The following is a 24,316-nucleotide window of genomic DNA, read 5'->3' as shown; positions in this document are numbered from 1 at the left end:
GCAGAGAGAGCCAGAGAAAATGTAGTGCCTAGAGCTTTTTCTGTCTCTGTAAGTTCTTGATACAAAATAGCTTAATTTTTCAAACTGTCGAAAATGAGTGAGAAGAATACCCGCCCCGCCCTCCGCCGTTTCAATTAATCTTGAATTGGAAGATGGTGAAATCTGGGTCGATCCCGAGAAAATAGTGAGGGTACTCGTGAATTTTATTGCAAATTCTATTGATGCCATGGCCGGCGAGGGTACCTTGAGGATCGCCTCGATGTTTCAGCAAGGCGCTGACAACGTATGCCAAATCCAGATATCGGACACGGGCGCAGGTATGGATGAGGAAACCCTGAAGAAAATCTGCCAGCCGTTCTTTACCCGCAAGTCCAAAGGCACCGGCCTCGGTCTCGCCATTTGCAGGAAGATAATCGAGGCGCATAAAGGACGATTTACCATTAAGAGTAAACCTCAGGAAGGAACCACCGTCGTAATTACTCTGCCTGTCGCGTCTTCCTGCCAAGAATGCTGACAATATGCGGGTCGGACCGCTTGGCCGCCTCGGACATGTCGGACTGGTCGGACTTGTCGGACCGGTCGGACTTGTCGGATACCGCGGTTATAGGGGAGTAGGTGGGGGGCGCTTTAGCGGACTAGTCCAAAGTCCAAAATTAATGTTCATGCTCTTCCGGCGACTCGACCGCCACCCCGTGCACGTACACCAGTTCTCCGCCCAGCCAGCCGCCAACACCAATCAGCGCCACCCCGATCAGCGAAAGAATTAACGGCGCGGTCAGGACCGGCCTGTCCACCGCCCGCAGCGCAAAACTTATCGCGAACATCCCGAGCGCGCTCACATTGGCGATCAGATGCCACGTCGCAATTGTCTTGCTGTGCCCCTGGAGAGACAGATAGTCGACAAATCCCGGAACCGCCGCGAACACCGCTCCGATTATCCCGCCCAAGATCGCATAATACGACACATCGTTCAAAATATCTCCGCCCCAACCAATGATATAAAGAACATCAAGTATCAGCGAAAAAACCCATAGACCGATCGGAAACGCGACAACCATCGGATGTATCGGGTGTTTTCCAACGCTTGCGGGAGTTCTCATCTGCAACACCTCCTTTTCAAATAATATGCAGAAATTTGATAGAAAATGAAAATCGGCGGGCATTATAATCTGCTTAGAAGAAGGTAGAACGCATGCAAAGCTTGACTACCGAAGGAATTTGCTGGAAGGGGTAATGCTTACGGTGTCTCAATCCTTACACCCGAGGAGAACCATCCCCCAAGAATTGACGTGAGGAAAATACCACGGAAAACGGAGGGTTTCAATGGCGGTGATGCCGGCCTGATTCATGCCGCGAATGACATGCGCCGGCTCTAAAACCTTGTTTCTCCATGTAGCGGCTATCATCTTACCCATCAAACTGTTGCGCGTGGCGATGAAGAGAAGTTTTCCGCCCGGACGCAGGACGCGCCCGCATTCGGAGATGCCCTCCCACACCTCCGGCAAATACTCCATAGCGGCGGAGGTAATGACCAGGTCGAATGATGCGTCGGCAAACGGCATCTGCCGCATATCCGCCAGGTGCAGCCTGACACGGCGCTCAAGGCCCAATCTGGTAAGGCGTCGATTCAATCCGAGCAGCATCCCCGGCGAGAAATCCAGACCGAACACTTCCAGAGGCTCTGAAGCCTCTCTCAAAAGATTCACCGTCAAAAAGCCCGTCCCGATGCCCGCATCAAGTATCCTCATGCCCTCTTTCAGGCCGAGCAGGTCCAGGTTGGCCCGAATCAAGTATTTTAGAGACGCACGATATCCGATCGCGGTGAAATAAAACGAGTAAAACCAGGGGCCGACCCTGTCGAAAAACAGATTTATGGACGCCGGGCTCTCGCGCAGGTCGGCGTATCTATGTTTCGTCTCCACGTGTTTTCCCCCTTTTCAGCTTATTGCGTTCTGAACCACAACGGGCCGCTTTGCCCTCATCCCAAACAGAATTCTAAAAACATCTAGTCGCCTGATCAGGAACTCGTAGAAACAAATGGTTAAGATAAACGAGAGGATGTTGATACTTATGAATTCGACCATGACGCCAGCCTCAAATTTGAGGACGAAAAATGCAGCGGCAACAATGGCGGCGTGGTGCAAAATGTAAAACGGCAAAACCGCCTCGCTTGCATATTGGATAAGGGGAGTGTCGAAATTCAAGTATTTCCGACCGAGCCCAAGCAGCCCCACAAGCCAGCACCACGAGCTGAACCCATGGAGGAGCATAAAGAGAATCCAGGAGGCTGAATACCCGGGGGAAGGCGCATTCCCCGTTTGGCGCAAACCCAAAATAATGCCCATTGAGACGATCCCGAGGGCAAGTGAAACGGCATGCCTCTTGGCTACCACTTGTCGAAAATCCGAAACAGAGAAAAGCAGGTAGCCATAAAGAAATGCCGTCATATAGAAGGCGAAGTTGGCCCAATCATTGTAAAGGTTCTGGAATCCCGGCCATTTCGCCCGAAGAAGCGCCTGCGCCAGCATGAACGGGATTGCGGGCGCAAGGAAAACGAGACGCCCGTTGCAGAAGGCGGCCGCTCTCGATGTCCACATGCGACCTCGATTGGTCTTGAAGTGCAGAAAAACCGGTAGGAGAAGCACGGAGAAAACAAAGAGATAAGCCAAAAACCACAACTGGCCCCACGTGAAGTTCCCGTGAGGATAGATACCTGCGAATATGCGCGGATAAAACTCAACGATTGAGCCGGAAAACTCGTGATAATACAGCCGCTGGAAATATACCTGGACCGGCACGATGGCGAACGTCCCGAAAACGAGCGGGACCACAAGCCGCTTGATTCGCTCCGCCAGATATTGACGTCCAACCCGCGATTCCAATGAATACCATGCACCCACGCCAGAGAGCAAGAAAAGGAGCGCCATATGCCACTGGTTCATGAAGTAGGCAAAGGCCTCGAACGCGGCATTAGGCTCTTGCTTGATATACGAGACGTAGGGGCGGGCAAAGATCACTGCTGAATGATAGGGGATCAGCAGCAGGACCGCGAGCACTCTCAGCCAGTCAATGTCATGTGCCCGTTCACGAGAAGACGTCATCTCGGAAAAAGAAGCGGGGGTCAACCGCTGCGTCTTTGGCACACGTGACCCCCTTCTTGTCCACGAGAGCTGTCAGGCTTGTCTGATTCCGGCAATGCCCAGCTCGAAGGCCTTCTGGTTGATCGTAAGCACTTTGCGGGGAATGACATCCTTGAGCACGCCGGTGAACTTTTCGACCGGGATCGGCAGCCAGCCCGAACCGGCGAGCGCGCCAACCATCACCACGTTCGACGCCATCGCTTCGCCGGCCTCCTTCGCCAATTCCGTCCCCTTCACAACCTTCACTTCCGCCGTTATCTCCTTCAACCGCTTCATCAACTCCTCGACCGCAGGATATTCCTGCGCACCGTATAACACCATCAGCGGATAATTCGGGCGCGGATTCACGATGCATCTGGTCTGCGGATTCGCATACCATGCCGCCACGCGAAGCGCCTCCATCGGCTCGAGCGCAACTATGACGTCCGCTTTCCCCGTCGGAATAAGCGGGCCCACAGAGACGTCTTTTGAGATGCGCACGTGGCTCATGACTGCGCCGCCGCGCTGCGATTGACCGTACGTCTCGCCGATAACGACCTGATAGCCGTCATTGATCGCCGCGCTCGCAAGGATATGGGATGCCAGAATGTTGCCCTGGCCGCCTACGCCGGTGATTATCACGTTCAAGCAGTCGTTGTTTTTCATGATACCAACTCCTCGGCCTTCTGCACCTCGATGGCGTGCTGCGGGCAGAGATAGGCGCATACGCCGCAGCCCGTGCACACGACCTCGTCCACCGTCGCCCGCTGATTCTTCTGATCCCAGATGAGCGCCGGGCATCCAAACGTGCGCGTGCAGAAACGAGCGCAGCCGCAGGCGTCCCCCTTGCATTTGTCGGGATTCACACGCACTTTGTCTTTCTTTTTCTGCCGGCTGGCCACAAGCCCGCATGTGCGCCTCAAAATCAGGATGCTGGCATCATCGCGCTGCATCAGATCGTATAATGCCTCGACTGCTTCGTCAACGACGAACGGGTCCCGGATCTCGACGTGGAACCCAAGCCCCTTGCAGACCTCCTCAATGCTCACCTGCGTCGCAGGATTGCCAAGCGCATTGACGCCGATGCCCGGATGCGGCTGGAAACCGGTCATCGCAGTCGCTGAGTTATCGAGAATGACGCTGGTGAACTTGGCGCCGTTGTAACGTGCATTCACCAGCGCCGGAATCGTGGCGTGAAAGAAGGTGGAATCGCCCATCACCGCCACCACGGGCTGATTAAAATCGAACTTGCCAAGATTGCCGAGACCGCAGGCGACGCCCGCGCCCGAACCCATGCAATGAAGCGTCCGATTTATGAAGTAGCCCGAACGGCCCGCTCCCATTCCGTAACATCCGATATCGCCCAGCACAAACCCGCCGCGCCCATCGAGCGCGAGCGCATTCTTCATCACCCAGTACGAGGCCCGATGTGGACAACCGGCGCAGAAAGCAAGGTCGCGGTCGGCCGTATAGTCGCTCAAGAACTGCTTCGCCTGCTCGGCGTAGTCGGAGGTGCGGGCCTGATATTCTACGCCCTTCACCTCCGCAAGCGCGCGCACGACGATATCCGGGTCGATCTCGCCGAGGGCGGGCCCGAACCGGCTGCGCACGTGCCCCGAGCCTTTCCCGAAGAACTTGATGATCTCGAGATCCGTCCCGATGTGATCGGCCAACAGGCTCTTCACGTTCATTTCGAGGAATGGATCGATCTCCTCGACGAACAACACGCGCTTGACCCCCTTCAGGTTCTCCAATATGAAATTGTTCGGAAGCGGCCACGTCGTCCCCAGCTTCAGGATGCCTACCTCATTTTCCAGCCCCAGCGTTCGCACCGCCTCGAGCGAGTAAAGCCAGCCCGTGCCACACGTCATAATTACCATCTCGGCTCCAGGCGGGCCGACGTATTTGTTGAATTCGGACTTCTCGTAAAGCTCGCGCGCCTTCTCGAGACGCCCGTGCAGCACCGAATGCGTCAGCGTCCCGAGCGAGAGGAACCGGTCGTACGGCTCGAAGCGCGGAGCGACCTGCATCTTGCTGATCTCGCCGAGCGTCAGGTCGCCGCGCGCGTGTGAAATCCGCGTGACGCTGCGAACGATCACCGGCATCTCGAGTTCCTCCGAGAGCGTGTACGCCCACCGCGTCATTTCCTTCGCCTCATGGATGCTGCCCGGCTCGAGCAGCGGCGCATCCAGCATCCGCGCAAACGAGCGCGAGTCCATCTCGTTGTTGCTGCAATGCCCGGCCGGATCGTCGCCAACCACCAAAACCATGCCCGCCTTGCAGCCCGACATGATGACCGACATGAGGAAGTCCGAGGCCACATTGATGCCGTTCTGTTTCATCGCGCAGATGGCGCGTAAACCGCCGAACGACGCTCCGGCGGCCGCCTCGAGCGCCACAATCTCATTGGTCGACCATTCGGCGTGCAGCCCGAAAGTCTCCGCCACTTCAGGGCGCGAAAGAGTCCCGATTATCTCCGAGGAAGGCGAGCCGGGATACGCGGCGCAAAATTTGACGCCCGCCTCGATGGCTCCGCGGGCAATCGCCTCATTTCCCATCAGCAGAACCTTTCTGCCCGGCTCATCGAGTAATATGTCCAACATTATTTCGACCCTCCTTCCAGGAGACTGCGCTGTTCCACGCTCATCTTCAGGTACAACAGCGGCATATTCTCGTTGCCGCGTTGGGATAACTCTTTCAGCACCCGCCGCTTTTTGTTGCCCACCGCCTCGCGCAGAATCGCCTCGCGCTCCGCCGGGAACTTCTGCAGCCCGACCGCTTTCGCCCTCGCCGCAGAGTTCACTAACCGCTCGCCCGCCTCGCTGCGAACAAGCAGCGTGTTCCAGTCGTCTTTCCATTCGGTCGAGCCAAGCGAGATATCCGCGAGTTCGGACGTGACATCCATGCAAAGCTGGCACGTCGGGCGGATGAAGCTCTTGATCTTTTCGATTGGCACGCGCACGTTGCCGTTGTCGGTGTAAACGATGAAATCGTCATTCTTCGGGATGTCGATCTTGCGGATTTTCTTCAAATCCACCTGCTGCCCGAGATAGTACGAATAACGCTTGTAATCAAGCGCCCACAGGCAGAACAGCCCGACCACCAACGATATGTTCTTAACTTCCGGACTCTCGTCGTACAATTGCATCTTGCGGACCGCCGTCACCTGGCACGGCCGCCCCACCACGGCGACTTTTTCGCCGCTCTCGAGCAGCTCGCGCAAAGCTTTCAGCGTCGGCGCGGCGGTGTATTTCGAGCCGGCGCACGCGAGCACCTGCCGCCGATTGCGCGCGATCATCGGCTGCGGCAGCGCATGCTTGCGCTCGGAATATTTTGTCAGCAATACCGCATCGATCATGTGCTTCTTCAGCGCGTGTATCAAAAGAGCGGATACGGCGCCGCCGTACTGCCCGGCTTCGTGAACCGCAGCGTCGCCCGCCTTCACCATCGATAGCGAGCGGTACGATCCCAGCACCGCGTCCGATCGCGGCGCACCGAAGACGCTTTCATCGAGAGCATCGAGATCGGTGAACGTTCGCGGACAGAACTTGTAACAGCGCCCGTCGCTGCGGCCGCAGCGGTCGATCACCGCAACGCGTTCCTCCATCTCCTTAATATACGGGCACAGGCCCGCGCACATGCCGCAGGTGGTGCACAGATCGGCCTGCTGCACTTCCGCCTGCAGTTCGTCCGGACCCTTGTTGAGCAACTCTTGCATCATGTCGCCTCCCCTTCATGTCAATTATCTGGCATCGGAGACTGTAAAATTTCCGATAATGGCCGCCGGGGGCCGCCTCGGGGGGTTACGCCTCAACCGCCGGCGCTCCACTCCCGATGCCCGCCCCGCATAGCTGAATGAGGTGGAAAATCATGCGTTTCCAGGGTGGAAATACCATATCATTTTGGCAACGCAAGATGCAAGCTCCGAATCACCACGGAAGCGGTCACTCATCTGTCTCAAAATATGGGGACAGAAAATATGGGGACAGAGACCATATTTAAATCGTTATTATATTTTGATTCTTTTCAGTAAAGCTTTCGGTCCTTGTATTGTTGCACAGAATTCCCCCTGTCGGAAGGTCTCTCCGTCCCCGGAGCAATTCCCTATGCCCATTGGAAAAAGCGCTGCTCTTACATCCCCCACATGTGCTCGAGCCCGCGCACAGCATGATACCGTCTGACCAGCTCAAAATCGATTGCATTCAATTGCGATTTGTAAATCTCCAACAAAAGGAGTTTCCTCTCCAATTCAACCCCCGGAATCGGATACGGCTTCAGGTTCCTGTTTAATTTGTTTCCAATTCGTACGATATCTTCTTCATCGAGCAGCCCCGCATACGGCTGATCCTCAAAAAACATCACGCGTGTTCCGCCGGCGGCAAGAAGGCTCAGCCCGATTCTGTTCAGCATGATATGATCGAGATGATTCCCGATCGCAAGCGGGAACACCGCAAGAGTGGGCTGCAGTTCGTCTATTATGTTCACCACCTTATTTCGAACCGGCTCAAAAACGGGGTCGGTCACCGGATCAAAGTCCTTGTTGAAAATCTCATGGAACTCGCGACACGCGCCTCTTACCAGCGGCTCTCCAAAATCCAGAAACTCAACCACAGCCTGCATCTGACCGGCCGCAGCTTCCTCCTCTTTCTTTCTCACCTGCGTAACCACTTCGACATCGCCGGTGCCGGGCGTTTCAATCGCATAATTGGAGCGGGAAAAAACGACGAGGATTCGCGGCATCGCCCCAAGACTCCCGGCCAAAAGCGCCGACCCGAGTGAAAAAGCGGCATCATCAAGATGAGGCGCAATGATGAGCGCCGGGTGCAATTGATTCCTGGCTGTATGCTTTTGCAACTTCAAATCCTAAAATCACTGCCCCGCACTTCTTTTCGCCTCGAAAATCTTCACGATCACATAGGCGATCAGGGCGAATACAAAAAATACGAGAAGCATCCATGCTATTGATTGAAGCGACTCGATCACAGTCCGGTACAGCTCGAGCACCCAACGTTCGGCCGTTAATGGAATGGGAGCTTCCGCTTCCCTCTCCGGAGTGATATATCGCTGCAATTCGTAAATGCGGACTCCGCCCGATATCCCGACCACATAAATGGCGAACCTGAGGTATTTTGCCCATACCTCCGCTATCTGGTCGGAGATGATGCGTTCGAGAATTCGAGAAATCGGATCGCTGAAAGCACGCACCACAATGAAGGAAACAAGGGCTGCAGTCAGAAAAGTAACGAGGAGAAGGACGATAAACATCGAGGACCCCCTTTCCCATACGGCAGGCGAATCGGCTTTTTCACCAAGGAACCGGATCGGCAGAGACATGCTGAAAAACTCGCCTCAGCATATCACCATTCTTGACGCAAATTCAATTACCGGTGGAGATATGGCGTATGAGCGGCGCGCATTCGGGCGGCCCATCAGGTCCGACGCGCATAATGCTGCTGTGTGATCAAAAAGAAAATGGGACGCACTTTCATGCGCCCCATCGCGTGCTCTGGCACAGTCGATTTCTTCTTTACGGCAGAGCGCCGGTATGGCACTCGCTACAGTTCATCTCCTTCCACGCCTCGCCGATGTCAACCGGGTGCTTGAATTCAAGCCCATCGAGGGAAACCGCTTTCTGCTCTCCGGTCCCCTGGCTGATGATGACATGGCAGGAGTCGCAGTCGTTGTTAATCGCTGTTCCCTCCTCGCTCACATGTTTGCCGTCGTGACAGCGGAAGCACCCCTTCCAGATGAAATGTCCGACATTCTCGGGATACACGTCCCACCTGGCATTCATGTATGGAAAGAAGTTGTCGCCATAAATGGTCTTTATTGCATCGATGGCTTTCGTGATTTCAGTCGGCTTGGCATAATAGATATCAGGATAATTTTCCTGATAATAGGCGTCTATCTCTTGGGAGATGGCCGCAAGCGCCGCCTCTTTCGTCTCGTACTTCGCCGCAAGCACATCGACGCCGCGTTCCTTTATGTTGGGAAGCGAGCGGTCGATCTTGCCCGTTTGCAGTGCGATATTCATCGCCGCACTCGGCGAACGGAAGATATGAGTCGGCCGATTATGGCAGTCGATACAGTCCATAGTGCGGATTTCGTAGCTCTCGGGACTTCCCTCGAGCGGCGCTTCTTCGGACTGATAAATCGTGACCCGCCCGTCGGGATCCGTCTGCCGTATCCATGCGATCTCCTGGCGAGCCTCGTCGGTGGCAATATATTCGATCTTGTTGCTGATCGCCATGTGCCAGTGGATGCCGCCTACCTCGCCGTAGGTCGGGTTGCCGCCGCCCACCTTTAACAGCAGATTGATTGTCCACGGCGTGTTCTCTTCGTCCGCCATGAAATGATGAATTTCCTTCTGGACCGCTCCGTAGAACTGCTTCGGCCAATGGCATTGCTCGCACGTCTCCTGTGCCGGACGCAGGTCTTCAATCGGAGTGGGAATCGGCTGGGGATAGGTATGGAACGTCGTTGCGAATATCTGATACATTCCGGACATCTTCGATTTAACGAACCAGTCGGCGCCCGGCCCGATATGGCAATCGACGCACGCAACACGCGCGTGCGGCGAATTCTGATACGCGGTGAATTCCGGCTCCATCACCTGATGGCAGATGCGCCCGCAGAAAGTGGTGGAATCGGTGAAATGATACGCCTCATAGCTGCCGACCGCGCTGAAAAGGAGGAAGCCGACAAAAAGACCAACCGTCCAGAAAAGGTACCGCCTCGTTCGCGGTGAATTGAAATCGATGACCGGAAACAGCGGGATCTCCTCCGGCGCCTGCCGACGTCTTCTGCGCCGTTCAAGAATCATCCCGAGAATTATCAGGAAGACGCCAAAGATAATGTGCATCGGAAGCACAAAGAAGGTGATGATGCCGGTATAGGGATTCGTGTCCCTCGCGAACATGCTGAGCGCGAGAAGATAGACAGCAAGAAAAAACGAGATGATTGCCAATCCTATGCCGATGAGACTTAATTTGTTGCGCAACAAAGATCTGTCCATTTGATCGGCCCCCTTGATGTCATGCTTCTCCTCTGTTCTCTCCGAAAAAGGAAAGAAAAAACCCGGTGAATCTGCGCAACTGTTCCGGCCGACATACTATCCGTATAGTGGGGAAAAATCAGCCGGGGGTGATAACGCAGTTAATCGTCGAAAAGCTGCTCGGCGAGCGCCGACTCATTGATCGCTCTAATCAAGAGATCGCCGCTTCAACCACAGAAAACCCACATTCACTATTATAACAGCCAAAACCGCCGAAAGGATGGTTTTTCGCCGTTCAAGCTCACCCTTGAACGCAGAAACCTTCTGAACGAAAAGCTCGTTCTCCTCGGCCACCTCTTTCACTTTTCCCTCGATCTTCTCGACCGATAGCGTGTGAATGATCGGCAACGCCTCAGTCAGATTCGTGCGCGACGACTCCGCCAGTTCCTGCAGATCGCTCAGGTTTCGGCCCGAATGCGCCAGGTCCGCCAGTTCGCGCTCCATCAACACTATCTTCTGGTTTGCCTCTACCATCTGCTGCCGAATCCATTGCCCCCTCTGATAAGGCTCCGTCCCTTCATCATGACACGAACCGCAGCCCCTCTCGGACGACGTGGACAACTCGGCGCTCGGATACGATATCGCATGGTTTCCGTGACAGTCAATACAGCGCGGCACCCCGACTTCATTGAGCGAAACGAAGTGCGGACTGTCCTTGTAATAGCGGGCTGTCACGCTGTGGCACCTGCCGCAGATGTCCGGCACCTCGGCCGCTGCCGGAAGCAACGGGCTGTGCGTGTGACAGGTCGCGCATGTCGGCGCGAGCGACGGATTCTTGTCGGGAACCAGACCGTACAGCACCTTCGCATGATAACTCTTGCGGTACTTCTCCACCTGGTCGGTCGGCAACCCGTACGGCTTCATATAGTCTTTATTTGCATGGCAGCGGCCGCATGTTTCGATAATGTTCGTGTAATGAACGGGCGACTCCGTGTCCGACGAGCTCAGAATTCGGTGCGACCCGTGACAGCTCACGCACGTCGCTGTCTTCGGGTCTCCCCGCTCAAACAGCGCACGCCCATGCCCGCTCCTCTTAAACAACTCATACTCATCCACTCGAAGATCATATTTGCGCATCTTGTCGGGATCCGAATGACACGAGGAACAAAGCTCCGGAATCCGCGCAACCGCCGGAACCCCAACGAAATCGTCGGTCGCCATTGCCTCGGGACCCTCGACTGACGGATCGCCGCCGTGGCACGATTCGCAGCCGACGCCGGCATCCTTGTGGACACTCGCATGCCAGTCCTGAGCCGGACGCACAAGCGGCTCGTCTTCGAGCGCCTCATGGCATGTCACGCAGGAATTCGGCTGAGCCTGCGCATCCCCATGATGCAGACAACCGGCGACAACGGCGGCAACAAAGACAATGATCAGCCGCGTAATTCTTATCTTCACGAAAGCTTCCCCCAAATAGTCAGTGCCGCAAGCATTATGATCACCAGAATCCCTACGCCGATGACAAAGCGCCTTTTGCGCGGGTGACGCTCGGGATTGCGGTCGAGAAACGGCAGTAAAATGAGCAACAGGATGCCCACTCCCTGCCCCAGGATGCCCAGCACTTTCGGCGCCCAATCGCCCAGAAACGCAAAATACTCCGCCACTTTCAGTCCCTGGTAGGCCGAAAGAAAATACCATTCCGGCTTGATGTGTTCCGGCGTATTAAATGGGTCGGCCGGCGGCTCCATCGGCGCAGGCCACATCATGACCAGCAGCACCAGAACCCCCAGCACGATGAAAATCACCATTCCCTGCTCGAGCATGTGGTGCGGAAAAAACGGGTCGCCTTCCGCACGCCGGTCTTCTTTGGCCTCGTCTATCATGAAAATACGGCTCCTTCCCACCTTCAGAACGGCCCCGAAATCCCCTGCTTGCGGATCATGAAAAAATGTCCGAGCAGAAAAAAACCAATCGTGAGCGGAAGTATCACCACGTGAATAGCAAAAAACCGAGTCAACGTCGTCTGGCCGATCGCCTGCCCCCCGCGTATCAATGCCGTCAGATACGTCCCAATAAACGGGACGGCGCCGGGAACCTCGGTCCCCACCGTCGTCGCCCAATACGAGATCTGATTCCAGGGAAGCAGATAGCCGGTGAACCCGAAGCCGAGCGTTAGCACCAGCAGCATCACTCCCGTCACCCAGTTGAAGTCCCGAGGCGGCTTGTATGCGCCATAAAAGAAAACGCGCAGCATGTGGAGGAACACCATGACGATCATCAGGTTCGCGCCCCAATGGTGCAGCCCGCGAATGAGCCACCCGAATGGGACGCTGTTCGTGATGTACACCACGCTCTTGTACGCCTCGGCGATCGTCGGCCGGTAGTACATCAGCAAGAGAATGCCGGTCACCGCCTGAATCGTGAACAGAAACAGCGAGATTCCTCCGAAGCAGAACAGCCAATTGACATGCGGAGGCACCGGCTTCTTCAGGTTCTTCTCGAGCGCCTCACGGATGTTCAGCCGCGAGTCCAGCGGACCGTACACAAAGCCGGTGAGCGAAAACAACTCGAAAAGCTCGCGCAACCCCGAGCGCTGTTCGACTGTCTGTTTCTGCTGTTCGTCTTCTTTCTTTTCCAAATCGATCATGCTTACGCTTCTCCGATTACGATTTCGTCACGCGCAAACTGGACAGGAAAACTCTCCAGTGGACGAGGCGCCGGTCCGGATACAACGTTGCCGTTGATATCAAAGATCGCTGCGTGGCACGGACACACAAGCACCTGCTTGGACGAATCCCATTTGACGATACAGCCCAAATGCGTGCAGACAGCCGAGAGCGCGTGCACATTCTTTTCGCTCGTGCGTATCACAATGCTTGCAATCCCCTTATAACGAACGTTCTTCGCCGAGCCTACCGGCAGCTCCACCAGCGGAATAGTCACCGCTTCTCCAGCCGCCTCGGCGCTGAAAGCGCCCGGAGGAAACAGAAACTTCGCAACCGAATACAGCGACATGCCCCCGAACAAAAGGGACGTGGCGCCCACACAGTAATTGAGAAACGAGCGCCGCCGCATCTTTGGCGCCTTCTCCATCTCCACCTGATGTTCGCACACCGTCTCAGTTACCTTTGACATCTGCAACAACTCCTGTCCTATAAGGATTTCACATCTGCGCCCATATCGATGCTGATCTGCTCCTCCTGCAGAATCAGAGGATTATACCGGTAGCGCAGGTGCGCGCTCACGCTGTAACTCTTTTTCGGGGCGGCAGCAAAATCAAACGGGATCGATATCGAGCCGCCGGGCGGAATCCTGTTGTCTTTGGTGATTATCGCTCCATTCAGAATCAGGTCGGCATCGCTGGTCAGCTCGTTGTACTCGCTGTCGAGAACCGTCTTCTTGAATACGTATTCCTGACGCTCGACCACCGCCCCCTTCGCGTCCAGAAGGTCCACTTCGAGCGCGAGCGCCCGCGAAGGCATTCCCGTCGGCACCATGTGACCCGAACCGACATTGCTCACTTCCACAACTGCGCGTATGCCAGACGCAACGCGCGTTACGGATACGACCTTCACCTCAGCCGCAGAGGCTACCTGCGTGATCGAATGGCCCCCCGCCAAATCATGAGAATTGATCATCCCGCCCTTTTCCGCGCCTGCCGCAACCGCACCCTTAACAAGCGGCATATGGCAGTCCTGGCAATGCACGCCTTTTGCCGGATGCGGCCCCTGAGACCACTCGCGATAGGTGTCCAGAATCGCGATCCCGTGACGGTTGGTCCATTGATGACATGTGGCGCAAAAATCTGATTTTTTGAAAGTCTCCGAATATACGGTCGGATGTGAATCAGCCAACTCCTGCGACGGGAGCGGACCATACTTCTCTTCCCCCGACGTAATGGCGACCGGCCCGGCCGCCGGATGTATATTCGAAAGCCGGTGACAGAAATCGCATGTGATCGCTTCCGATGTGATCGATTGCTCGATCAGCATGTCGCCTGTTATCAGTGTGGTGGGAGCATGACAGCCAAGACAAACACTGCGAACCTGATCGCCCTCCTGCTTGATTGCCATCATGAAAGCGGATTGAAAAATGTTATCCTCAAGAGCCCGTGCATGAAGAGATTCCTTCCAGATTCGGTGTATATCGAGATGACATTTGGCGCAGGTTCTGCTCGATTGAAATTGAACCGGCCCCTCCGGTTCAGGCGTCAACCGCATCTGAGCATAACTGCCGGAAAACGCTCCGACAATGACACAACAAATAATAACGATACCGATTTTCCTGACGCAGCGCGCGCTCAAAGGGATCCTCCAATGCGATTTTTCACTTTTGTTTTCCTTGAATTGTTGCAAGCCGGGGTGTCAGTGAAAAGGCAGGCACTAGAGTTTCCCGCTCTCCCACTGATGAGATGTGACGGACTACTTGGTCGGTTTCCGAATTGGGCCGGCTGAGTCGCCGATCATGACGGATTCGGATGGGTCCGCCGCTTGCCAAGCATCTTTGGGAAGGTCTATTACAATCGATATCTCGCTGCTGTCACCTCCGCAACCGGACACGGCCCACTTCTGCATAATGTCGATTGAATTTGTGCTCATTATATGACGAAGCAGGCCCATTGTCAAGTTTTTTCCCGAAAAAGGCTCCAATCCCTCACCGAGCCGGAGGCGCCCTCAGATGTCTCCGCCAGTTTTAGAACCAGGCATTTGGTCGCGCCGCCCGCTTTCATAAACTCCGACATCTCCAACTCGTGCACCTCAAACCCGCGCTCCTGGAGGGCCCGGCGCAAGTATCTTGCTCCTCCCGGCGGCTGAATGTAATGGTCTCCTATGACAATTGCATTCGCCACGAACTGAAGTGCCTCTTCCTCCGTCAACTCGATCCGATCGGGGAAATTCGCCTCGATCACCTGACGGGCATATGTGTCGAATGCGGTTGGATAATAAACAACGCTTTTTTCATTCAGTGGGCAAAAACAGGTATCGAGATGGTAGAACCGGCCGTCCACCAGTTCCAGCGAGACCACCCGCCGATCGAGCATCTCCGCGACAGCCGCATGCGAGTACACGTCGGAACGAATCAGGTAGCCCGCGTAAGCGTCAGTGTCGCCTGCGAAAAGAAGATCCCCCTCCCCTTCAAAAAACTGGTGGGGCGGAAGCTCGAAAATGCGATACCCCTTTTTCTTGAACCAGTCTTTGAAGTGCCGGCTCTCGTCCTGCCTCTCTTTGTTGCGGAAATTGCTCGAAATAAAATCGCCGTTCAGCGCGATTCCGGCGTTTGCGGTGAATACCATGTCCGGCAAACCAGGCGCCGGCTCGATCAATTCCACCTTCACTCCAATTTCACCCGTTAGAAGCCCGTAAAGCGCCTCCCACTGGCGCCGCGCAAGAGCACGGTCCGCCTGTCGCTGTAAACTCATCCACGGATTGATCTCATACTCGATGCCGTAGTACTCCGGCGAGCACATGAAAAGGGAAAACTTCATAAACAGAATTTCACTCCTCAATCACGTTTGCGGAAGCAGCAGTTTTCTTCCCCGCCGTCCTACACATTCAATTCCTGGCACAGCTCGCGAAGAAACGGCTCAACATCGGTTACGATGCCGAGCGCCTGAAACGAGCCGCGATCGGCCAGCTTGGTAACCACGGCCGGGTTGATATCGACGCAGATCGTCTTGACAGTGGCGGGCAAAAGGTTGCCGACGGCGACGGAATGCAATGTGGTCGCAACCATCAACGCGATCCCGACTTCGCTCAGCATGCTCCTCATTCGCTGCTGGGCCTCAATCACGTCAGTAATCACATCAGGCAGCGGTCCGTCGTCCCGAATCGAGCCGGCGAGCAGGAAAGGAACGCCGTGCCTGACGCAGGCGTGCATAATTCCTTTTTTAAGCACGCCCTGCTCGACCGCCTGGCGGATGCCGCCGCATTTCCTGATCGTGTTGATCGCGCGCATGTGGTTCTCGTGACCGTGCTCTGCCGGGATGCCGCGGTCCAGATATACGCCCAGCGAAGTCCCGAACAGAGCATATTCGATGTCGTGAGCGGCGAGCGCATTGCCGGCAAACAACAAGTTGATATAGCCTGATTCGATCAGCTTCACGAACTGCGGCGCCGCGCCGGTATGAACAACCGCGGGGCCGGCCACCGCCAGTATCTTGCGCCCGCGGTAACGCATGTCGCGGAAACTCCTTGCAATATCACGCGCGACAGTGCCCTTCGGTTTTTCCGTCGAGACCACGCTCGACATGAAACTGAATACATCCTCCTTCGAAGGCCGCTCGAGCGGCTCAATCTTCACCCCGTGATGGCCGACCACAAACAGGTCGCCCGCGCGCAGATCCGTAAAAGGAACACACGCGGCCCCCGCCTTATCGGGCAAAACCCTGATCCCGCAATCCATCTCCGGCCTCTCCACCGCCATCCACTTTCCGTTCAGCCGGACAAATGTCTGCTGGTTCGTGGTCGAATAAAAACCGTCGGGGAAAACGCCATCCTGTTCCGCCTTCGCCAACTCGCAATCCTGCTCATGCACCAGTGTCGCTCCGTGCTGCCTGATCCTCTTCAGCAGTTTGTCGAGTGCCGCGGCATCTTTCGAGGTCAACCTGACGCGGGCATAACTGGGATCCGCTCGCCGCTTCCCGACTCTCAGCTCTTCGACAACGAATTCCGCCCCGTTTTGCAGGATGTCGTCGAGTATCTTCGGCAGCAGCAACGAATCGATAAAATGCCCCCGTATCTCAACCGTCTCGCTATACATCGTATTCCTCCAGCGGCGCAAACCCGCGCCGCATCACGTTCTCGCTAATCGTCTGGGGGAGCATGAACTGGATCAAATAATCCGGCCCGCCCGCCTTCGAGCCGACGCCCGACATCTTGAACCCCCCAAACGGCTGCCGCCGGACGATCGCACCCGTTATCTTGCGATTGATGTACAGATTGCCGACCAGAAAACGGCGGCGCGCAAGCTCCACGTGCTTCGGCGTCCTCGAGTACAGGCCGCCCGTCAGACCGAATCTCGTGGCATTCGCAATATGAAGCGCATCTTCAAAATCTCGGGCTCGAATGACCGCCAGAACCGGTCCGAATATCTCCTCCTGCGCCAGAGGGCTCTCGGGCGCAACATCCGCAAAAATAGTCGGACCGACATAAAAACCATCTCTCAGGTGGGACACGTCGGTTTCAAGCACGAGCCTGGCTTGCTCCTTCCCAAGCTTGATGTATCCCAGTATCTTCTGCAAAGCGTCGTTGTCGATGACAGGGCCGACCTGCGCGCCCGGGTCCTCCGCCGGGCCCACCTTCAGGCTCCGTGCCGCCTCGATCAGGCGCGGCAGAAATGTATCATATACACTATCGAGCACGATGACCCGCGAAGCCGCCGAACACTTCTGCCCCTGATAACTGAAAGCCGAAGCGGTCACGCCCAGAACCGCGTCATCCAGATCGGCGCTTTCGTCTATTATCACCGCATTCTTGCCGCCCATTTCGGCGATCACCCGCTTTACGGCGTTTCGCGCCGGATGCTCCGCCGCGAGCCGGTCGATCCGAAGGCCGACCTCCTGTGAGCCAGTGAACGCAATAAAGGAGACGTCGGGGCTTTTCACCAGATACTCGCCCAGCGGCTGACCCGGCCCCGGCAGCAGGTTGACTACGCCGGCCGGAATACCCGCTTCTTCATATATCTGCATCAGGTGGGCCGCGATAATCGGCGACTGCTCCGCCGGTTTCAGGATCACCGCGTTTCCCGCGACAACTGCGGCCGACGACATGCCGGTAAGGATCGCGAGCGGGAAATTCCAGGGAGCGATTATCAATCCAACCCCGCGCCCGCGGTAGATATACTCATTGGTTTCGCCCGGCAGGCGGGCCGTGAGCGTTTGCGCGTTCAACCGAATCATCTGGCGGCCGTAGTACCTGAGGTAATCGATCGCCTCGGCTACGTCCGCGTCGGCCTCCCTCCAGCCTTTGCCGACCTCGTACACCTTGAGGGCCGCAAGCTCAACTCGCCGAGCCGCCATGATTTCCGCGGCCCGAAACAGATATTTTGCGCGGTTCTCAGGCGACACAGCCTGCCATGCCTCGAATGCGATCTGCGCTGTCTGGAGCGCATGGTCGGCGTCCGCAATCGAAGCCTGCGCGATCCTCCCCACAACTTGATCGGTACGCGAGGGGTTGATCGACACGGCGATCTCCTTCCCCTCGAGCTTCTCTTTCCCGATTACCATCGGATATGTCCTGCCCAATTCGGCCGCAACTGCATCGAGCGCCTTCCTCATCTTGTCAACGGACTCCACTCGCGAGAAATCGGTGAGAGGCTCATTTTCAAATTCATCGACGGAACGCTTGGGCGGCGTTCGAGAAAGCACGGCCGCCGGCTCTGAATCCTGAGGATTCTTCAGCAACTCCTCCGGCGGAACCCCCATAAAATAATCCTGGCGCAGGAACGACTCATTCGATGTGTTTTCGAGCAGCCGCCTCACCAGGTAAGCCATGCCCGGCAATAATTCGCCGATCGGCGTGTACACCCTGAGCGGATAAGCCGACTTGAGGATCGCGCGCTTGATCGAATCGCCCATCCCGAACAGCATCTGGAACTCCAGGCCGGACGGCTCGATCCCCAGTGATTCCGCGCACGCCATTGCATGCGCAATACTGCGGATGTTATGGCTTCCTATCGCTGTCTTGATCGCGGGATAATTCCGCAGCAGGATTCCCGTCAAGCGCTCGAAGTTGGCGTCGGTCTCGTTCTTCTTCTTGAAAACCGGCGCAGGCCAATCCATCAGGCGGGCGTGAATTAGTTCGAAATCCCAGTAAGCCCCCTTCACCAGGCGAACGGTTATCGGCGTCCCTCGCCGCCGCACCCATCTGATTACGTCTTCCAGCATCGCCTCCGACTCGCGCAGATACGCCTGTATTACCACGCCTGCATCCGGAAAATCGCGAAACTCTTCCTCTTCAAGGAATTCCTTTGCGATGCGAAGCGTCAGCCCGCCGAAGGCGTATTGCTCCATATCGATGTTCACAAAGGCGCCAATTTGTCTTGCGGCCCTGAAGATTTGGCGCAGGCGCTGTTTTACTATGCGTTTGCTGCCGGACTCGTTGAGCGGATCGAACTGAGAATAGAGTGACGAGAGTTTGATCGAGATATTGTGCGTCGCAAGGTCGGCATGAGCCCCGAGAATCCCCAAAACTCTTATATAGTCGTCCATGTAACGATCGGCTTCGACCTCGCTCACAACCGCCTCGCCGAGCAGATCGAGCGTATACGTCATGCCCTCGGCGCGTATGTTTCGCAGGACGCCGAGCGCTTCCTCGATGTCGGCGCCGGCGATGAACTTGCGCGCCATCCGCGTCATCATAGCGGCGGTTTCTCTCGCCAGAAGAGACCGAGAGACCGCCGTCGGGCTGGCGGCCTCGAGCCCGATGCGCAGGAACGCGGGGAACTCGCGGTTCGAGCTCGGGAAATATTGCCGGAGATGGCTCACGATCTGGCGCGGTGTGTGCAACGCGGGAAAAATGTCGACAAAACGCAACATCTGCGTCTTCATCGCGCTGTTTTTCATCGCCCATTCGAGCAACTGGTTTTCCCACCATTGCGATTGAAAAATGGAAGGCGCCTTCTCCTCAACGTCTGAAAACAGGCGGTACCCTATCGCCTTTGTCCGCAATTCCAGCGCACTCGCGTCCATTGCAGGCGAACGCATTCAGACACATGCTCCTCTCTAGATGCTTGTCATTCAGCAGGTTGGATCATTTTACGCGCATGTGGGCGAAACGGTCTATCCTTTCCGCCCAAAAATTATCCGCTCAATTATTATTATCGCACACATAAGCGGTGAAAGCCAAAGGACGGGGCACTCAATCTGTTTGACGGTCGCGACGGAGACTGGCAAATGCGAAGGGGACTGGCTCCATTTGCGGAATTCAGTCAACAATTGTTCTTGCATGAGAATTGCCGGGACCTTCCATCGTTTAAAAGATAAATTTTTTTCTTAATAATGATTCTTTCCCTTGACATCCGGAAAAAGACCATAATATAATTGCTCTACAAGATAATTAGTACAAAGTTGATGTCCCCTTTCTTTTACTTTCGTCCCCTCAACCCTTTATGTCCCCTCAACCTTTTATGTCCCCCTCGTCATCGGCTGAATGTGGAACGAACAGAGTAGGAGGCGGAATATGTCAAGTTGGAAAGTGATTCTGATGGTAGCTGTTCTAATGCTCGTTGTATCTGAACCGGGACCAGCTCAAGCCGATATGTATTACGTGCCTGATGACTTCTCGACCATTCAGGCAGCCCTCGATATCGCCACGGCCGGCGACGAAATAGTCGTCCGAGATGGCGTTTATACGGGGGACGGCAACAAAAACCTCTCGTTCAAAGGGAAGGCGATAATCTTGCGGTCGGAAAACGGCCCAACGGGATGCATCATTGACTGCCAGTACGAGGGCAGGGCGTTTGTCTTGAACTCCGGCGAAACGGCTGATTCGGTAATCAGCGGCTTCACGATCATGCACGGCAACGAGAGCGTGGGAGCGGGAATAATATGCTACAACTCTTCCTCGCCCACCATCAGCAATTGTACGATTACCGGATGCATGGCTGTTGAGGGCGCCGGAATTCACTGCGGCTCTTTATCATCGCCCGTCATTATCGGCTGCACTTTGAGCGAGAATGCATCTCTTCTTTACGGCGGCGCGGTATTTCTATCCAACTCTTCACCGACCATAAGCGGCTGCGAGATTGTCGAGAACAGCTCGAACTACGGCGGAGGGATTTTTTGCGACGCTTCCCCTTTATCGATAATTGAAGACTCTCATATCACGGGTAACACTTCGACGACTGCAGGCGGCGGTATCTATAGCTCAAATTCCCTGCTGACGCTTTCAAAATGCGTCCTCAGCCGCAACGCGGCGGTGTACGAGGGCGGGGGTCTCTGCAGCTCTTCTGCGTCATTGGAGATGACCGGGTGCGACATCAGCGAAAATTGGGCCGTTAATTGCGGCGGCGGTATGTATATCATCGATTCCTCCGCTTCGGTAACCAACTGCATCATCAAAGATAATGTGGTCAATAGCTACGGCGGCGGCATCTGTTGCCGCAATTCCTCCCCAATTATTACCCACTGCAGCATCGGCGAAAATATGGCTTTGATGGGTGGAGGAATTTATTTTTACGCCGATTACAGCCTTCCGCCGTCCACCATCACCAACAGTATCTTTTGGAATGACGACGCAACGTTTGGACCGGAAATGGCTGTTCGCTACGGCGCAGCGGCCTCCGTCGACTACAGCGATGTCGAGGGCGGAGAGGCGACCGCGTATGTCGATGGCGGAGGCGCCCTTGTCTGGGGAGAGAATAACATCGATGCGGCGCCTCTTTTTATTGGGCCCGATGATTTTCATCTGTCGTGGGGATCACCCTGTATCGACTCAGCCACCGACGCCGGAATCTACGACGATGTCGACGGAGATAACCGCCCACATGGGTTTGGTTTCGATATGGGGGCCGACGAATTCCTTCTCGTGAGCCTGCATCTGGTTCCCGATGCGGTCGTGATCCCGCCCATGGGCACTCTTGGATATACGGCAACGGCTGTCAATAACACCGGAGAGCCGCAAGCCGTCGTTTACTGGACAAATGTCACGCTGCCCGATGGAACTATATATCCTCCAACTGGAGCGTTTTACGGGGTGATTGTGATGTTGGAACCTTTTTCAGGCTATACCCGTCATCTGACGCATGCGGTTCCCAACAGAAGCCCGGTGGGCAACTATACCTATAATGCCTACGTCGGCGCAAATCCTATGATGGATGAGGATCATTTTGATTTTGAGGTATCACCGTAAGGAAAGACGAGCGGCAGCGCCGCGGGCGGAGCAGGAACGGCGAAAAGAAGAGGCTTCATTCGCGTAACTCGGCAAATTCGTAAAACCTGTCCTGAGCTTGCCGAAGGATTCGTGTTCCAAATAGTTTGGTTGCGGCTACTCCGCGCTGTGCTCTTTGCGTGTTTGCGGTTGCGAGAAAGGCCTAACCCTGCTTTCCATCAAGAAAGTCCGGCTGCATGAAGGCCGGATCGGGATATGAATAGAATCCCTGCAGGGTCTTGAGGCCGAGGTGGCCGCGGTCGATATACGGTTGGAGAAATTTCTCGATTTCCTCCCAATGGCCGCCAAAACCCTTGTTCTTTAATCCGTTGCCGATATCTCGGGCCACGTCGAGCCCAACGATATCCAGCGCGCCGAACGGGCCGTAAACGCTCTTGTGCACTTTCATCCAGGAGCGGTCGATGTCCTCAACGGTGCCGAATCCGCCGGCCGCCAGCCACAGAGCCGATTCGAGCCACGCGATGAACATCGAATTGTGCAGGAATCCTTCCTTCTCCTTGAGCATCACGATCGGAAGTTCGCCCATGCTGCGGCAGAACTTCTTGAGTATGTCCACCGTTTCGTCGGATGTGGCCGTCCCCTTCATGATATCGACCACGCTCTTGTAGCCGTGAAAATGCAGCGCGGCAAACCTGTCTTTCCGTTCGACAGCCGTCTCCATCTCGCTGGTGAGCAACGATGAGGTATTTGAAACAAAAATCGTTTTCGCCGGGCAAAGCGAATCAAAATGCTTGAATACCCGGTGCTTCAGCTCGATTCTCTCCGAGACGGCCTCGATCAACAGGTCGGCATCGGCCGCCGCCTCAGCCGGATCGGTGGACGTCTTGATGCGCTGCAAGCAGTTCTCGATATCTTCCCGAGTAGTCACATTTTCCGTAATCCACCGTTCGCCCATGAATTGGTGCCGAAATTCCACCCCTTGAAGAGCTTGCTCGGAGATGTCGTAGAGGGTGACATTATATCCATTCAAAGCGCACCCAAGCGAGATGCGCGAGCCCATCGTGCCGGCGCCAAGAATAAGGATGTTATTGATAGCGTTAGTCTCCATACTACTTACCTGCAATTTCTCGAATTTCTTTGACGATTTTCATGAAGGACATGCCTAGTTGACAGGATGTTATTAAAACAAAAGACTTCCTCCTTTTCAATCCAAAATCGGAAATCACTCTTGTCCAAGATAATTTTCAAAAAAAACCGGTTCGGAGTAGAATCGTGTTATCCAAAACATGATGCGGCTTGAAGCCGCTTCCACTCACGAACCGGAGGTGTCTTATGGTAACAGTTGCAAGCTGTTTTTCGCAAGTCCTCTCGCTGGTTGATCGTAAACGTTTTGCTTCGGCTGTGCAAAAGCATCGCGCGGAAAGATGCGTCAAAGGATTTTCCTGTTGGGACCAATTTGTAGCTATGCTGTTTTGTCAGATGGGATCTGCCAACTCGCTTCGGGAAATCTGCGGCGGACTGGCCACAGCGATGGGGAAGCTTGTTCATCTTGGCCTGAAAGGAGCGCCCTCGCGTTCCACCTTGGCCTACGCCAATGGACATCGCCCTTGGCAGGTGTATCAGTCGGTTTTCGAAGACCTGCTGGTAAGTTGCAGGAATTTGGCAGTGACAAAGAGACGGAAATTTCGCTTCAAGAATCCCCTCATAAGCCTTGACACTACCGTGGTCGACTTGTGTCTGAAGGTATTTGACTGGGCGCATTTTCGGCGCGCCAAGGGAGCAATCAAACTGCACCTGCAACTGGACCATCAGGGGTATCTGCCGCGTTGGGCGCTGGTGACTGATGGAAAGACGCATGATGTGACAGCCGCTCAAACATTGAGCTTTGAACCGGAGACCATCGTCGTCATGGACGCGGCTTATACCGATTTCCGCATGCTTGCGCGCTGGAATGCGGAAGGAGTATTTTTTGTGACACGCGCGAAGGAAAATTTGGATTATGAATGGGTGGTGCAGCAGCAACCGCCTTCGCGAAGCAACGTCAGAAAGGACGAGATCATAAAGCTCACCGGACAGCGCACCAGACATAATTATCCCCGGCTGCTCAGGAGAATTGTGGTGTGGAACGAAGAAAACGAGCGAGAAATTGTTCTCCTGACCAACATCCGTCGTTTTGCCGCAAGCACGATTGCATCCATATATAAGGAGAGGTGGCAAATCGAACTCTTCTTCAAGCCGCTCAAGCAGAACCTGAAAATCAAGACCTTCGTCGGAACAAAGTAATGTCAAGAAATTTCTGTAAAATGCTCTTTTCTTTGGTCTTTGTCTTTAAAGGTGCGAAGCGAATCAGCAGTAGTAGGCGTTGTGGGAATGTG

General features: G+C 55.3%; 23 protein-coding genes. 4 read left to right on the top strand and 19 right to left on the bottom strand.

The genetic code is table 11. From position 1 onward, the window contains the following. Window positions 1-97 precede the first annotated feature (97 nt). Entirely contained in the window at window positions 98-514 is a 417-nt protein-coding gene (locus tag C4520_11675; GenBank protein ID RJP20314.1) for a GHKL domain-containing protein, read from the top strand. A 139-nt stretch (window positions 515-653) separates the two neighbouring features. On the opposite strand, the gene C4520_11670 is transcribed toward C4520_11675, so the two are convergent. From C4520_11670 to pruA, 18 genes are all read right to left on the bottom strand, one after another. Next, complete coding sequence (locus C4520_11670; GenBank protein RJP20313.1) at window positions 654-1,163, bottom strand: DUF2231 domain-containing protein; 510 nt, start codon at window positions 1,161-1,163, stop codon at window positions 654-656. An 84-nt stretch (window positions 1,164-1,247) separates the two neighbouring features. Next, window positions 1,248-1,922 (bottom strand): class I SAM-dependent methyltransferase, encoded by a 675-nt coding sequence (locus C4520_11665; GenBank protein ID RJP20312.1) that lies wholly within the window; start codon window positions 1,920-1,922, stop codon window positions 1,248-1,250. Window positions 1,923-1,937: 15 nt separating this feature from the next. Then, entirely contained in the window at window positions 1,938-3,143 is a 1,206-nt protein-coding gene (locus tag C4520_11660; GenBank protein ID RJP20311.1) for an acyltransferase, read from the bottom strand. A gap of 30 nt (window positions 3,144-3,173) precedes the next feature. Further along, window positions 3,174-3,920 (bottom strand): indolepyruvate ferredoxin oxidoreductase, encoded by a 747-nt coding sequence (locus tag C4520_11655; protein ID RJP20310.1) that lies wholly within the window; start codon window positions 3,918-3,920, stop codon window positions 3,174-3,176. Next, window positions 3,782-5,722, bottom strand: a complete 1,941-nt coding sequence (locus tag C4520_11650) for an indolepyruvate ferredoxin oxidoreductase (protein RJP20309.1) — start codon at window positions 5,720-5,722, stop codon at window positions 3,782-3,784. The genes C4520_11655 and C4520_11650 overlap by 139 nt, the downstream gene beginning before the upstream one ends. After that, the gene (locus C4520_11645) at window positions 5,722-6,840 is read right to left on the bottom strand and encodes a hypothetical protein (protein ID RJP20308.1); all 1,119 of its coding nucleotides are present in this window, start codon (window positions 6,838-6,840) and stop codon (window positions 5,722-5,724) included. The genes C4520_11650 and C4520_11645 overlap by 1 nt, the downstream gene beginning before the upstream one ends. A 410-nt stretch (window positions 6,841-7,250) precedes the next feature. After that, on the bottom strand, window positions 7,251-7,979 hold the full coding sequence (locus tag C4520_11640; protein RJP20307.1) for a hypothetical protein: 729 nt from the start codon (window positions 7,977-7,979) through the stop codon (window positions 7,251-7,253). 9 nt (window positions 7,980-7,988) lie between these two features. Beyond that, window positions 7,989-8,384, bottom strand: a complete 396-nt coding sequence (locus C4520_11635) for a hypothetical protein (GenBank protein ID RJP20315.1) — start codon at window positions 8,382-8,384, stop codon at window positions 7,989-7,991. 262 nt (window positions 8,385-8,646) lie between these two features. Then, a complete protein-coding gene (locus C4520_11630; GenBank protein RJP20306.1) occupies window positions 8,647-10,134 on the bottom strand; it encodes a cytochrome C in 1,488 nt (495 codons plus the stop codon). Between the two features lie 186 nt (window positions 10,135-10,320). Next, entirely contained in the window at window positions 10,321-11,586 is a 1,266-nt protein-coding gene (locus C4520_11625; protein ID RJP20305.1) for a hypothetical protein, read from the bottom strand. Beyond that, on the bottom strand, window positions 11,568-11,996 hold the full coding sequence (locus C4520_11620) for a hypothetical protein (GenBank protein ID RJP20304.1): 429 nt from the start codon (window positions 11,994-11,996) through the stop codon (window positions 11,568-11,570). The genes C4520_11625 and C4520_11620 overlap by 19 nt, the downstream gene beginning before the upstream one ends. A gap of 23 nt (window positions 11,997-12,019) precedes the next feature. Then, window positions 12,020-12,760: a cytochrome b6 gene (locus C4520_11615; GenBank protein RJP20303.1), complete on the bottom strand. Its 741-nt coding sequence runs from the start codon at window positions 12,758-12,760 to the stop codon at window positions 12,020-12,022. Between the two features lie 2 nt (window positions 12,761-12,762). Continuing rightward, on the bottom strand, window positions 12,763-13,248 hold the full coding sequence (locus C4520_11610; protein ID RJP20302.1) for a cytochrome B6: 486 nt from the start codon (window positions 13,246-13,248) through the stop codon (window positions 12,763-12,765). Between the two features lie 17 nt (window positions 13,249-13,265). Next, window positions 13,266-14,417 (bottom strand): hypothetical protein, encoded by a 1,152-nt coding sequence (locus tag C4520_11605; protein RJP20301.1) that lies wholly within the window; start codon window positions 14,415-14,417, stop codon window positions 13,266-13,268. A 117-nt stretch (window positions 14,418-14,534) separates the two neighbouring features. Next, a complete protein-coding gene (locus tag C4520_11600; protein ID RJP20300.1) occupies window positions 14,535-14,732 on the bottom strand; it encodes a hypothetical protein in 198 nt (65 codons plus the stop codon). Between the two features lie 2 nt (window positions 14,733-14,734). Beyond that, the gene (locus tag C4520_11595) at window positions 14,735-15,598 is read right to left on the bottom strand and encodes an amidinotransferase (protein ID RJP20299.1); all 864 of its coding nucleotides are present in this window, start codon (window positions 15,596-15,598) and stop codon (window positions 14,735-14,737) included. 59 nt (window positions 15,599-15,657) lie between these two features. After that, entirely contained in the window at window positions 15,658-16,872 is a 1,215-nt protein-coding gene (locus C4520_11590; protein RJP20298.1) for a TIGR00300 family protein, read from the bottom strand. Then, window positions 16,865-19,801 (bottom strand): L-glutamate gamma-semialdehyde dehydrogenase, encoded by a 2,937-nt coding sequence (pruA, locus tag C4520_11585; protein ID RJP20297.1) that lies wholly within the window; start codon window positions 19,799-19,801, stop codon window positions 16,865-16,867. The genes C4520_11590 and pruA overlap by 8 nt, the downstream gene beginning before the upstream one ends. Window positions 19,802-19,838: 37 nt before the next feature. Between pruA and C4520_11580 the strand changes: the two genes are divergently transcribed. Further along, window positions 19,839-20,108 (top strand): hypothetical protein, encoded by a 270-nt coding sequence (locus C4520_11580; GenBank protein ID RJP20296.1) that lies wholly within the window; start codon window positions 19,839-19,841, stop codon window positions 20,106-20,108. A 153-nt stretch (window positions 20,109-20,261) separates the two neighbouring features. Further along, window positions 20,262-21,962: a hypothetical protein gene (locus tag C4520_11575; protein ID RJP20295.1), complete on the top strand. Its 1,701-nt coding sequence runs from the start codon at window positions 20,262-20,264 to the stop codon at window positions 21,960-21,962. 181 nt (window positions 21,963-22,143) lie between these two features. Here the strand turns inward: C4520_11575 and C4520_11570 are convergent, their stop codons facing one another. Beyond that, window positions 22,144-23,049 carry a 3-hydroxyacyl-CoA dehydrogenase gene (locus C4520_11570; protein ID RJP20294.1) on the bottom strand — a complete coding sequence of 302 codons (906 nt, stop codon included), beginning with the start codon at window positions 23,047-23,049 and terminating at the stop codon, window positions 22,144-22,146. Between the two features lie 224 nt (window positions 23,050-23,273). Here C4520_11570 and C4520_11565 point away from each other — a divergent pair, with 224 nt between their 5' ends. Continuing rightward, a complete protein-coding gene (locus C4520_11565) occupies window positions 23,274-24,224 on the top strand; it encodes an IS4 family transposase (GenBank protein RJP20293.1) in 951 nt (316 codons plus the stop codon). The last annotated feature ends 92 nt before the right edge of the window (window positions 24,225-24,316 follow it).

This window comes from Candidatus Abyssobacteria bacterium SURF_5 (assembly GCA_003598085.1).
In the GTDB taxonomy this organism is placed as follows: Bacteria; Abyssobacteria; SURF-5; order SURF-5; family SURF-5; genus SURF-5.
Note: the sequence above shows the minus strand (reverse complement) of the source record. Positions and strands in the feature narration are given on the sequence as shown.